The sequence below is a fragment of the Lysinibacillus sp. NPDC093216 genome, assembly GCF_050280325.1.
Classification (GTDB): domain Bacteria; phylum Bacillota; class Bacilli; order Bacillales_A; family Planococcaceae; genus Lysinibacillus.
The window spans coordinates 137,039-150,310 of the sequence record NZ_JBNNVB010000008.1; the positions used below are offsets into that span (position 1 = coordinate 137,039).

General features: G+C 37.2%; 12 protein-coding genes. 11 read left to right on the forward strand and 1 reads right to left on the reverse strand.

Annotated features, from left to right (window positions below; translation table 11 throughout):
• The first annotated feature begins 336 nt into the window (after window positions 1-336).
• On the forward strand, window positions 337-726 hold the full coding sequence (locus ACQKOG_RS11805; RefSeq protein WP_402868379.1) for an FxsA family protein: 390 nt from the start codon (window positions 337-339) through the stop codon (window positions 724-726).
• On the opposite strand, the gene ACQKOG_RS11810 is transcribed toward ACQKOG_RS11805, so the two are convergent.
• Window positions 710-1,675, reverse strand: a complete 966-nt coding sequence (locus ACQKOG_RS11810) for an AI-2E family transporter (protein ID WP_402868381.1) — start codon at window positions 1,673-1,675, stop codon at window positions 710-712. The genes ACQKOG_RS11805 and ACQKOG_RS11810 overlap by 17 nt on opposite strands.
• A 251-nt stretch (window positions 1,676-1,926) precedes the next feature.
• On the opposite strand from ACQKOG_RS11810, the gene citZ reads away from it, so the two are divergent.
• From citZ to hflC, 10 genes are all read left to right on the forward strand, one after another.
• On the forward strand, window positions 1,927-3,042 hold the full coding sequence (citZ, locus tag ACQKOG_RS11815; protein ID WP_370075677.1) for a citrate synthase: 1,116 nt from the start codon (window positions 1,927-1,929) through the stop codon (window positions 3,040-3,042).
• 80 nt (window positions 3,043-3,122) lie between these two features.
• Window positions 3,123-4,385 carry an NADP-dependent isocitrate dehydrogenase gene (gene icd / locus ACQKOG_RS11820; protein ID WP_370075675.1) on the forward strand — a complete coding sequence of 421 codons (1,263 nt, stop codon included), beginning with the start codon at window positions 3,123-3,125 and terminating at the stop codon, window positions 4,383-4,385.
• Window positions 4,386-4,577: 192 nt separating this feature from the next.
• Window positions 4,578-5,516 (forward strand): malate dehydrogenase, encoded by a 939-nt coding sequence (mdh, locus tag ACQKOG_RS11825; RefSeq protein ID WP_370075673.1) that lies wholly within the window; start codon window positions 4,578-4,580, stop codon window positions 5,514-5,516.
• A 1,148-nt stretch (window positions 5,517-6,664) separates the two neighbouring features.
• Window positions 6,665-7,105: a MaoC/PaaZ C-terminal domain-containing protein gene (locus ACQKOG_RS11830; protein ID WP_402868386.1), complete on the forward strand. Its 441-nt coding sequence runs from the start codon at window positions 6,665-6,667 to the stop codon at window positions 7,103-7,105.
• 52 nt (window positions 7,106-7,157) lie between these two features.
• Window positions 7,158-7,874, forward strand: a complete 717-nt coding sequence (locus tag ACQKOG_RS11835) for a response regulator transcription factor (protein WP_370075669.1) — start codon at window positions 7,158-7,160, stop codon at window positions 7,872-7,874.
• Window positions 7,871-9,406, forward strand: a complete 1,536-nt coding sequence (pnpS, locus tag ACQKOG_RS11840) for a two-component system histidine kinase PnpS (protein ID WP_402868388.1) — start codon at window positions 7,871-7,873, stop codon at window positions 9,404-9,406. The genes ACQKOG_RS11835 and pnpS overlap by 4 nt, the downstream gene beginning before the upstream one ends.
• Window positions 9,407-9,844: 438 nt before the next feature.
• Window positions 9,845-10,213 carry a CidA/LrgA family holin-like protein gene (locus ACQKOG_RS11845; RefSeq protein ID WP_370075665.1) on the forward strand — a complete coding sequence of 123 codons (369 nt, stop codon included), beginning with the start codon at window positions 9,845-9,847 and terminating at the stop codon, window positions 10,211-10,213.
• Complete coding sequence (locus ACQKOG_RS11850; protein ID WP_370075663.1) at window positions 10,210-10,923, forward strand: LrgB family protein; 714 nt, start codon at window positions 10,210-10,212, stop codon at window positions 10,921-10,923. Before ACQKOG_RS11845 ends, ACQKOG_RS11850 begins: the two co-directional genes overlap by 4 nt.
• 177 nt (window positions 10,924-11,100) lie before the next feature.
• Window positions 11,101-12,090, forward strand: a complete 990-nt coding sequence (gene hflK, locus ACQKOG_RS11855; protein WP_402868391.1) for an FtsH protease activity modulator HflK — start codon at window positions 11,101-11,103, stop codon at window positions 12,088-12,090.
• Complete coding sequence (gene hflC, locus ACQKOG_RS11860) at window positions 12,090-13,100, forward strand: protease modulator HflC (protein ID WP_402868393.1); 1,011 nt, start codon at window positions 12,090-12,092, stop codon at window positions 13,098-13,100. The genes hflK and hflC overlap by 1 nt, the downstream gene beginning before the upstream one ends.
• Window positions 13,101-13,272 lie beyond the last annotated feature (172 nt).

A 13,272-nucleotide genomic window follows, 5' to 3' on the forward strand; every position in this document is an offset into this window, starting at 1 on the left:
AAGTAATTGCGGTCTTTCAACGAAATCTAGGGATGACATTTTATTAAAAAGTATGTCGTGTGTATAAGTTGATTTGAGTGGAGGCTGGACGCCCTCAGGAAAGCGCCCAGCCGGAACGGAAATCAACCCCGCGTTATGGTGATGAGCTAATTTTGCCTAGTTTAAACTTACTTTACTAAATAAAAATTATTCCCTTTCTCTCATGGAACGAGATTTACTATAAAAAGAATAGCGTCGTCATCTCTTAAATAGGACCCATTGTTTTTTTAATGAAACTTATTGGGCTATAATAACGTATATAAGGTATAGCTTTTTTTAGCTAGAAAGGAGAAAAATATGAGAAAAGTTTTTCTTGGTTTCATTGTCTATGCATTAGCCGAGTTGGCGTTATTAATAGTAATTGGTCAAAATATTGGTGTTCTAAATACATTATTGCTTATAGTCGCTACGAGTATTATAGGTATTTATATAGTGAAAAATAAAGGTATGAATTCTGTACAAAAGGTAAAAAATACGATAGCACGCGGAGAAGCTCCGGGACCAGTATTAGTTGACACAGTATTAAATTTCAGTGGTGGTGTACTTCTAGCATTACCAGGTTTTATAACAGATCTTGTTGGTTTATTACTGCTCATGCCTTTTTCTCGCAAAATGTTCCAGCCAATCTTTTATTATTGGATGCGGAAAAAAATGAAAAAAGGTCAATTTATCATCGTTCAAAAATAGCATTATCCTTTAGTTTAACCGCCAAAAATAAAAATATAGGGCTCAGTAAGATGCCGTAAAAACCAAATAATAAAATAGAGGCAGCACTGATGAAAAAAGTATGGAATGTACGTAATTGTAATGTATTTGACCAAAGCATGGATTCAGCTAGCTGCCTTGTTAATTGAACGAAGAGATACAAAAGTAAAATAGCTACACATAAAAAGGTATTGCCTTTTAAGTAAAAATAAATGCTCATAGGTACAAGAAATACCCCAATCCCAAAGAACGGAAGTACATCTGCAAATGCAACTATAAAAGCTTTAATGATGGCTTGTTCAAATTGGAGAATCATAAATCCCGCACAAAGGATGAGCAGTGTAATCGTGAATAGCTGAAACTCCACGTACAAAAAGTAATGAAATAGCTGCATTATTTTAGAAAAATGCTTCTGCCATTCATTGCGGAATTTTTTTGGCACATATTGAAAAAACCAATATCGGGATTTGCGAGTTTCCAATAGGGCGAAATAGTAAGCAACAAGGAATATAAATACTTCAATTACATGCTTCATGAATAGTTGGAAAATATTGGCTGTATATAAAAAGATTGAATCGAAAATGGAAAGCGATTTTTCCTTTAAAACTTGAATGAACATTGATTCATATTCATTGAAAAGTGGGAAATTTTGCAATGTATCTCTGATTTCAGGGAAGACAAGAATAATACTGTTTATCGATATGATAACGAGAAGAAAAACGCAAGCTAGTATAAGTGCTTCCACAATAATTGCTGCAAGCCAATAGGTGATTTTACAATAAGAGTGAAGGAATTTTATGATAGGATAAGTAGAAAAAGACAAAAATATCGCAAGTGATACAGGTAATACGAACCACAATATCACTAAATAGAATATAAAAAACAAAGCACTTGTAGTTCTTTCGTATGAAAAATATTTAATATTCCTCATTTTTACAAATTCACCCCGTTTCAATTGATAAATCAATATTGAAATATGCAAAAGAATCTCTTTGAAGCCCATTTATAATCGCTCGTGCACCTTTTTCTTTATTCGGAGGTTTTTCATTCACAAAGCTGTCAAAAATGATTATAATAGCAATGTAAGCGATTAACTTAATGGTTCATATGAGCAAAAAACGTAAATGCGAGCTAATAATTGCATTTACCACAAAAAAATATATTATGAGGGAGCGATAATTTATGTCAGCAACTAAAGGTTTAGAAGGTATCGTAGCAGCGGAATCTAAAATCAGTTCAATTATCGATGACACACTTACATATGTTGGTTACAACATTGATGATTTAGCAGAGAATGCGTCATTCGAAGAGGTAATTTATTTATTATGGCATACTCGTTTACCAAAAGCGGACGAGCTAGCTGAATTAAAACAACAATTGGCAGACAACATGTCTATTCCACAAGCAATCGTAGATCAATTCAAAACATACCCACTTTCAACTGTACATCCAATGGCTGCACTACGTACTGCAGTATCTTTACTTGGTGTATTCGATGAAGAAGCGGATGTTATGGATACAGAAGCTAACTACCGTAAAGCAATCCGTTTACAAGCTAAAATTGCAACAGTAGTTACTGCATTTGCGCGTGTTCGTAAAGGTTTAGAGCCAGTTGCACCAAAACCAGAATTAGGATATGCAGCAAACTTCTTATACATGCTTAAAGGTGAAGAACCAGCAGCAATCGAAGTTGAAGCATTCGACAAAGCATTAGTATTACATGCTGACCACGAATTAAATGCATCTACATTCACAGCACGTGTATGTGTAGCTACATTATCAGATGTTTATTCTGGTGTAACTGCAGCTATCGGTGCATTAAAAGGACCACTTCATGGTGGTGCAAATGAGCAAGTTATGAAAATGTTAACTGAAATCGGCTCACTTGAAAACGTTGAATCTTATATTCAAAATAAATTAGATAACAAAGAAAAAATCATGGGCTTCGGTCACCGCGTATACCGCAAAGGCGACCCACGTGCACCACACTTACGTGTAATGTCACAAAAATTAACTGAGCTAACTGGTAAACCAGAGCTTTATGAAATGTCAGTTAAAATCCATGACATGATCGTAGAACAAAAGAAATTACCTGCAAACGTAGACTTCTTCTCTGCGTCAGTGTATGATTCTTTAGGTATTGATCATGACCTATTCACACCAATTTTCGCAGTATCACGTACTTCTGGTTGGGTAGCTCATATTTTAGAGCAATATGCTAACAACCGCCTAATCCGTCCACGTGCAGAGTATGTTGGACCAGGCATGCAAAAATATGTTCCAGTCAGCGAGCGCTAATTCGGAAAATATGCTAGAATATTTGGGACTGTGTTACTGAAAACACAGTCCTATGATTATGAATTTAGGAGGCAACATCAATGTCAAACAAAATTGTAGTTGAAAATGGCGTACTTAATGTACCAAACAATCCAGTAATTCCTTTCATCGAAGGTGACGGAATTGGTCCAGATATTTGGGCTGCAGCATCACGCGTAATCGACGCAGCAGTAGAAAAAGCTTACAATGGTGAAAAGAAAATTGAATGGTTAGAAGTTCTAGCTGGTGAAAAAGCATTCAACCAAACTGGTGAATGGTTACCACAAGAAACTTTAGACAAAATTAACGAATACCTAATCGCAATCAAAGGTCCTCTTACTACTCCAATCGGTGGTGGTATCCGCTCTCTAAACGTAGCATTACGTCAACAGCTTGACCTATATGTATGCTTACGTCCAGTACGTCACTTTGATGGAGTACCTTCTCCAGTTAAACGCCCAGAAGACGTTGAAATGGTTATCTTCCGCGAAAACACAGAAGACATCTATGCTGGTATTGAATTCGAATCTGGCTCTGAACAAGCACAAAAAATCATCAACTTCCTACAAACTGAATTTGGTGTTAACCAAATCCGCTTCCCAGAAACTTCTGGTATCGGTGTAAAACCTGTATCTAAAGAAGGTACTGAGCGTTTAGTACGTTCTGCTATCGAATACGCTATTAAACATAAACGCCCATCTGTTACTTTAGTACACAAAGGTAACATCATGAAATTCACTGAAGGTGGATTCAAAAAATGGGGTTATGAATTAGCTGAAAAAGAATTTGCTGATCAAACATTCACTTGGAACCAATATGATGCTATTAAAGCTGAACAAGGTGAAGAAGCAGCAAACAAAGCACAAACTGACGCTTTAGCAGCTGGTAAAATCTTAGTTAAAGATTCTATCGCTGATATCTTCTTACAACAAATCTTAACTCGTCCAACTGAGTTCGACGTAGTTGCTACAATGAACTTAAACGGTGACTATATCTCTGACGCATTAGCTGCACAAGTTGGTGGTATCGGTATCGCTCCAGGCGCAAATATTAACTATGTAACTGGACACGCGATCTTCGAAGCTACTCACGGTACAGCTCCAAAATATGCTGGTCAAGATAAAGTAAACCCATCTTCAGTATTACTTTCAGGTGTATTAATGCTTGAACACTTAGGATGGCAAGAAGCAGCTGACATGGTTACTAAATCTGTAGAGAAAACAATCTCTTCTAAAGTTGTAACTTACGACTTCGCTCGTTTAATGGACGGCGCTAAAGAAGTAAAATGTTCAGAATTCGCTACTGAATTAATCAAAAACCTATAATTTTTTATTCTAAAATAGAAATTATAGTTAAAGCGGAAGTATATTCTGCCGATATAATTAGGGTGAAATGTAAATTTCTATTGACCTTAGCTTAATAAAATATTTACGATGAACTTGTTTAATCGAGGGAGGAGAATTTATTCTCCTCCCTTTTTTAAAGTATATAACCTAATTTTAAAGGAGCGTATTCGAATGTCTCTGAAACGAAAAAAAATCTCAGTAATCGGTAGCGGTTTTACTGGCGCTACTGCAGCATTTTTAGCGGCTCAAAAAGAACTTGGTGATGTAGTGTTAGTGGATATTCCTCAAGCTGAAAATCCAACTAAAGGTAAAGCTCTAGATATGTGGGAAGCTGCACCAGTGCAAGGCTATGATTCTTATGTTAAAGGTACTTCTAATTATGCAGATACTGCAGATTCTGATGTAGTAATTATCACTGCTGGCGTTGCTCGTAAACCAGGTATGAGCCGTGACGATCTTGTTCAAATTAACCAAGATGTAATGAAAGCTGTTTCTAAGGAAATTGCTAAGTACTCACCAAATGCAACAATCCTCGTTCTTACAAACCCAGTTGATGCAATGACTTACACAGTATTCAAAGAAACTGGTTTCCCTAAAAATCGTGTAATAGGTCAATCAGGTGTACTTGATACAGCTCGTTTCTGTGCGTTTGTAGCTGAAGAACTGAATATCTCAGTAAAAGACATCACAGGTTTTGTGTTAGGCGGTCATGGTGATACAATGGTGCCACTTACTCGCTACTCATTCGCTGGTGGTATTCCATTAGAATCATTAATTCCAGCAGATCGTCTTGAAGAGATTGTAGACCGTACACGTAAAGGTGGCGCTGAAATCGTTAACCTCCTTGGTAATGGTTCTGCATATTATGCTCCTTCAGCGGCGCTTATTGAAATGGCGGAAGCTATCATTAAAGACCAAAAACGTATACTTCCATCTATTGCATACTTAGAAGGCGAATATGGCTACAATGATTTATATCTAGGTGTTCCGACATTATTAGGTGCAAATGGTATAGAAAAAATCTTTGAGCTTGATTTAACAGACAATGAAAAAGCAGCTTTAGATAAATCGGCAGAGGCTGTCCGCGACGTTATGAAAGTTTTAGCTTAATAAGAGTTTATGAAATCGAGTAGGATTCATTCCTACTCGATTTCATGTTGTTGAAAAACTATTATGTCAATGAAATTAAAGTCATATTAATTAAAGTATGACTCTTTTGCAAAGCGAGTGGTTGATTTCCGTTCCGACTGGGCGCTTTGTTGTTGCTGTCGCTACGCTTACGCACAGATAAAACAATTGCTGCCGCTTCGCTTTCGCACAGAGCAAAGCTTCCTGGGGGCGTCCGATGAGCCGCTTCACTCGCATTGCTCGCTCCAGGGTCTCGGGCCAACACGATGTTGGTCACGAAGGCGTTATCACAGGACGTGATGGTTTTAGCCTTCATTCCTCTATTGCTGATCCCCGAGGAGTCGCCCAGCCTCCACTCCAATCAACCACTTCATATAGCATGTATTTTCTGACATATCTATTAAGCGATAAAACGAAACCTTTGCAATGTTCTGTCTGTGTAAAAGTAAAGTGCTAACGAAGCTATAGCAATAGATTTACAATTGCGTCACTGTTATATGTCTGTTCGATTTTGGTGAGTAGCCATGGCGATAATAAATGCGCTTGTAAGTATGCTCGTATAACAATGTACATTTTTGCTCACCAATGTATATTACAACTTTACTTGGATTGGCTAGCATGATAGCCTTGTTCGGCTATGTAGTCGCTGGTTTTGGCTGATATTTATGAGAGTAGAGGTTTCAATGTCAAGTTGTAAATATTCATACACATGAATATTTGAGAGAAAGTGTACATACTAAGACAAACAAAAATGTACATTTCGATGCGAACATTTATAGCGTTGAAATATATAAATTTATAAGAAATTCTACGCTATCGCTGATTGTAGTGGAAGGCTACTCGACTCCCGTGGGAAAGCGAGACAGGCGAGACCCTGCACGGAGCGAAGCGTAGGAAGCGGCTCGGCGCTCGCCCGCAGGAAAGCGAGTAGCCTGGAACGGAAATCAACCCCACGTTTTGGTAGTAAACTTTTATCAATTTCGCTTTGGTGTAATGGTAGCTGTCGCGTTCTATTTGTTACAAATAAAAAATGCTAAATGAAGATAAAATGGTTCTTCTGCTTTTCGTTGTACTTTTGGAATAAAATTGATACTATGAAGGTATATGATAGAAAAGGGGTTGGCGTATTTTTGCTTCAAAAAAACAGTAAGCTTGGTCTCACTATTGATGAAATTACAGTTGGCGAGAAGATTCATATTACCGAAAAGATAGAAGATAAGGATTTACTGCTTTATTTAGGACTTACGAATGATAATAATCCGCTTTATATTCAACATGATTATGCAGCGATGACACCTTTTCAAAAGCCAATCGTACCAACAATCATGTTAAATGGCATTATTACTTCAGCTGTGTCAAAGTATATCCCTGGACCAGGTGCACGAATTATTGAGCAACATATAAAATATTTAGAACCGCTCTATCATTACGAATTATTTGATACTCTTTTAGAGGTAACAGAAGTAAATAAATTGCAAAATACAATTACTGTATCGGTACACTCTTATAATGAGCAGAAGCAGCTTATGATTGAGGGTACTTTGCTGGTGACACCACCGCTTACTTTATAGACGTCTTGAGATTTGAAATGGGGGTTTCAAATCACTAACGGAGGCTTTAAACATGACAAAAACGATTTTAGTTGTAGAAGATGAATTTTCGATTGCGACATTATTGAAATATAATTTAGAACAGGCTGGATATCTTGTAGAAACAGCCGCAGACGGTCAAGAGGGTCTAGATAAGGCAATCGACTTACAACCAGATTTAATTTTATTAGATTTGATGCTTCCAAGGCTTGATGGTATGGAGGTTTGTAAACAGATCCGTCAACAACGTATGAATACACCTATTATTATGCTAACAGCAAAGGATGATGAGTTCGATAAAGTACTTGGTCTAGAGCTAGGAGCAGATGATTATATGACAAAGCCCTTTAGTCCGCGCGAAGTGTTAGCACGGGTAAAGGCGGTTTTAAGACGTTTTACACAAAATGTAGTGCCAGAAGAGAAGAATGGGCCACAAGAGAAAATGTTTGAATTTGGACAATTGCGTGTTTTTCCAGAGCGTTTTGAAGTATTTTTACAGGATGAGGCACTGGAATTTACACCAAAGGAATTTGAGCTACTCATTTATTTACTTGAAAATAAAAACCGGGTTTTAACACGTGATCAGCTATTAAGTGCTGTATGGAAGTATGACTTTGCTGGTGATACTCGAATTGTAGATGTACACATTAGCCACCTTCGCGATAAAATCGAAGAAAATAGCCGTAAGCCGATGTTCATCAAGACAATTCGTGGCCTTGGCTATAAATTCGAGGAGCCGAAGACGACATGAAATCAATGAGCAACCGCTTATTCTTGACATTCATGCTATTGCTTGGATCGATATTAGCTGTCCTAATGATTGTTATAGGTCAGCTTTTTCCTGTTTATATAGAACAGTACAATGAGCAAGCTAGTTCACAGGTGCAAGAATCCGTTAACCAAGTATTAGATGAACGAAAGATTGAACTATCAAAAGAAGATAGAGAGGCACTGTATACTGCTCAAAACATTGAGGCAACAGATTCTCTAATATCGACTGTTCATGCGCGACTTTATGTTGTGCTAGCGATTCTTTTTTTAATAGCGCTTATTTTAATGGCTATTGTAAGTCGCTATATGATTCGAAATTTCACTGCTCCTATTGATAACGTGACAGATACAGCACTTGAACTGGCGAAGGGAAATTACCGTGCTCGTGCCCATGAAAATGAGCATGAACGCATGATGCCACTTAGTCACTCCATCAATATTTTAGCGCGTAACTTACAGGATATTACGGCGATTCGCGAGGTAGAAGAGGAAAGGCTTAAAACGTTAATTGAAAACATGGGAAGCTCCCTCATGATGATTGGACGTGAGGGGAATATATCTATCGTGAACCGTGTATTTTTAGAGCGTTTCGGTATGCAAATTGACGATGTACAAGGGAAAGTTTTTCGTACAATTGGCTTACCTAAATCCCTGGAGCAATTTATCGACCATGTGTTTCTAACTGAAATGCCTTATCGACAACAAATTAAAATGGAGGTCCAACAGGAGCTGTACAATAAGGAAGTGTATGGAGCACCTGTTATAGGGGATCATGGTCGATGGCTTGGTGTTGTTATCGTTATGCACGATATTACAGAGCTTGTTCGTTTAGAGCAGATTCGTAAGGATTTTGTAGCAAATGTATCCCATGAATTGCGTACACCTATTACATCTATTAAAGGCTTTTCTGAAACTTTACTGGATGGTGCATATAAGGATGAAAAAATGCTGCTATCTTTTTTAGAGATCATTTATAAGGAAAGTAACCGTCTGCAGATGCTTATCCAGGATTTACTAGAATTATCGAAAATTGAACAGCATGGTTTTACCGTTAATATTATGCCGATGGGCTTGCAAGATGTACTTATACGTGGAGCAGAGCTGACTGGACCTCGTCTGGATGAGAAAAATATGAGCTTTCATGTTGATATAGAACGTGATGTTCAGGTAATGGGTGATGCGAATCGTATCATTCAAATTGTCACTAATTTAATTACTAATGCTATTACGTACTCTCCGGAAAATACAATCGTTACGATTCGATTAAAGGAAAATGAAACGTACGGTATTCTTGAAATTGAAGACCAAGGTATAGGAATTGAAAAGAATGAAATTGCCCGTGTCTTTGAACGGTTTTACCGTGTGGATCGTGCACGAAGCAGGAATTCTGGGGGTACAGGTTTAGGGCTTGCTATTGTGAAGCACTTAGTAGAGGCGCATCACGGTCGCATTCAGGTAGAAAGTGAAGTTGGCGTCGGGACAAAAATGATTGTCATGATTCCGAAAAATTAACGAATTCTTTACAATAGCACAATTTTAGATTCACAATGGGGCCTTATACTTGTCAGTAGAAACCCCTATATAATTGTTAAGACTTTAAAATAGCCAAAAAAATCTTTATATATGAGGAATGTTTAACTTCTTTCAGTGGCTGTCGAAACATCCGCTGAAAGAAGTCAAACCTTCCAGACGCAATTATGCCGATGCATAACTTATTTGTGTTGCTTAGTTATCGCCAATAGGAAGAATCTATTACCAAACTTTTTGGTGGTAGATTCTTTTTCTGTTTTACACGTAACGTAAATAGGTGTAAAGTATAGTAGCATAATATTCAACTAATAAACAATGTACTTGTTAGTTGAACCAATCGGGCTTTTACGGTCTGCACTTAGCAGAAGTGATCTATATTCTGACCGTTAAGCGGGATAAAAAATTGAAAGAAGGATGACCATGAAAATCGTCAATAGTATCGTGCAAATCGGCTATCTTTATGTAATTTTATTTATTGGGAATAGTATTGCACGTCTACTTCACTTGCCGATTCCAGGGAGCATAATTGGACTAGTCTTATTGTTTTTACTTTTGCAGTTTCATATTATTAAGCTTGAATGGATTGAGCTAGGTGCAGGTTTATTACTTAGTGAATTATTACTATTTTTCATTCCATCTGCTATCGGAGTAATCGATTATACTGCATTATTCGGTGTGCAAGGTGTGAAAGCTGTGCTTGTTATTGTATTGAGTGCCATAGTTGTAATGTTTGCAACAGGTTTCACAGCACAATTGCTAGGGCAACGAAAGAAAGGTGATACTGCATGAGCTTGTTAATAGCTATAGTAAGTTTACTAGGTACTATCGCAGTTTTTTATACTAGTAAAATGTTTTATAAAAAGTATCAGAAGGAATGGTTAACACCTATACTAATCACACCATTAGTGGCAATTATCATCTTGCTACTAACGGGTACATCCTATAAATCCTATACTGCTGGGGCCGGTATTTTATCAAATTTACTAGGGCCAGCAACAGTTGCATTTGCGGTACCAATTTATAAAAATTTTGACCTATTAAAGAAACATGCTTTTGAAATTGTTCTAAGTATTGCAGTTGGCTCAGCTGTTGCTATTACATCATCATTTATCTTTGCTGTATTAGTTGGATTAAATAATGAGCTTGTGCATAGCATAGTTCCACGCTCAGTTACTACACCAATAGCGATGGACATTTCCAATATGATTGGTGGCTCTCCTACTCTTACTGCAGTTTTCGTTATGGTAACTGGTATTTTAGGGAGTCTAATAGCACCATTAGTTATTAAAGTATGTCGTTTCCATCGACCATCCTCTAGAGGTCTACTGTTAGGAATGGGAGCACATGGTACGGGTACCTCTAAAGCATTTGAATTTGGTGAGCTAGAAGGTACTTTTGCAAGTCTTGCTATGATTGTAGCTGCATTAATTAGCATTGTTTTATCAACAACATTTTTCCCAGCATTTGAACATCTAGTTGTCAATATCCTGTTGCCTTAAATGGTAGCAGGATTTTTTTCAGTTCTATTTTATTTGGATGGTCAGTGCAGGAACGTTTGGTGAACTTGCTCCTTATGTCAAACTGCCTAAAATAAAAAATTGGTTTATTAAAATATTTTGAAACTTTTTAAGAGGTGCCCCGTATACATAAGTACTAAGCTTAAGGGAGGATAAGACATGAGTGTGAAAAGGTCACTAATGATGGTGGGACTTGGCATTTTCGGGATTGTTGCACTTATTTCGGTATTTACATCATGGTACACGGTAGATGAATCAGAACAAGCAGTTGTCATTACGTTCGGTCGTGCCGATAATACAGTAACAGAACCAGGTTTACATTTTAAATTACCTTGGCCTGTACAATCGGTTGAGGTATTATCGAAGGAAACATTTAGTTTAAAGTTTGGCTATAAGCAAGATAAAAATGGAGAATTGGAAGCTTATGATGCTGAAACGAAAATGATTACAGGGGATGAGCATATTGTTTTAACAGACCTTGTCGTTCAATGGAAGATTACAGAACCGAAAAAGTATTTATTCAGCTCACAAGATCCAGAAAAAATATTACATAGCGCTACGTCGAGTGCAATTCGATCAATTATTGGGAGTTCAAAAATCGACGCTGCGTTAACAGAGGGAAAAGCGGACATAGAAGCAAAATCACGAGATTTACTCGTTTCTCTTATTGAAAAATACGATATTGGTATTAGTGTTTTAGGGGTAAAACTACAGGATGTTGAGTTACCGAACGCAGATGTGCGAGCAGCCTTTACAGCTGTTACAGACGCACGTGAAATGAAAAATACAAAAATTAATCAAGCAAAAAAATATAATAATCAGCGTACTAATGAGGCTGAAGGTGAAAAGGATGCTATTATCTCGAAGGCTCAAGGTGAAAAAACAGCCCGTATTGAGCAGGCTCAAGGGGATGTAGCTGTCTTTAATAAAATGTATGAGCAATATAAGGGAAATAAACAAATTACACGCGAGCGTTTAATTTTAGAAACGCTTGAAAATGTTTTACCGAAAGCACAAATTTATATTATGAATGATGATGGCAGTACAATGAAATACTTGCCTCTTCAAGCTTTGCAACCTGGGAAACAGGAGACACCTGCTGCACAGGAAACACCAAAAGAGGAGAAAAAAGAAGGGGGCGGTAACTAATGGACCAAAAAAATAAGGATCTTGAAAAATTCCTCAATTTTTTATCAGGTAAATCCAAAAATACTGCTCCAAAAGAAGAGGGTACAGTGGATAATGTGGTCAAAATGTCGAAAAAAGGCCCGTTGAATCCGAAAAAATATATTTCTCTTGCCGTAACATTTACAGCGGTTTTTGCTATTGCTTTAATATTATTTACTAATGTTTATATAGTTAAAGAATCCGAATACGCAGTTGTTAGACAGTTTGGAGAAGTAGTGAAATTTCAGAGTGAGCCTGGCTTGAAGATAAAGGTTCCATTTATTCAAAGCGTAACGAAGCTACCAAAAAACCAAATGACGTATGAAGTTTCTGAAGAAGAAATTAATACAAAGGATAAAAAACGAATTATTATTGATAATTATGCAGTTTGGCATATAACAGATCCAAAGCAACTAATTTCAAACGCAGGAACAATAGAAAAAGTTGAATCACGTATGGAAGAGTTTATTTATTCAGTTATTCGTTCAGAGCTTGGTCGAATAGAATATAAGGCGATTATTAATGATGAAGATTCTTCACGTGGGAGTATCAACGATCAGGTAACTGCACGTGTCAATGAGTTGCTTTCGAATGATAAGTATGGAATCGAAGTAATAGATGTTCGTATTCGTCGTATCGACTTGCCAACTGTAAATGAGCAATCCGTTTTTACAAATATGATTTCGGATCGTGAATCAATGTCGCAAAAATACCTATCAGAAGGTGATGCGGAGAAACGCCGTATCGAAGCTCAAACAGATAAGGAAGTTCAAGAAATGCTCGCAACAGCGAAAAAGGATGCAGCATTGATTCAAGCGGAAGGTGAAGCAGAAGCGGCTAAGATTTACAATAAATCATTCTCTCAAGACCCTGAATTCTACTCATTGTACCGTACATTAGAATCATATAAGAAAACTGTAGGGGAAGATACGGTCATTATTTTACCATCCACTTCACCATATGCAAAAATATTATCAGGCTATATAAAATAACACTATTATTCTTGCAGGGATAAGCATATGAAGTCGTCTCAAACTTTTTGAGACGGCTTTTTTACATTTATGAAACTGGCGATATATTTCTACATATTAGTTACTGGTTTAAGACTCATTAACCATAACGTGGGGTTGATTTCCGTTCCGACTGGGCGCTTTGTTGCTGACG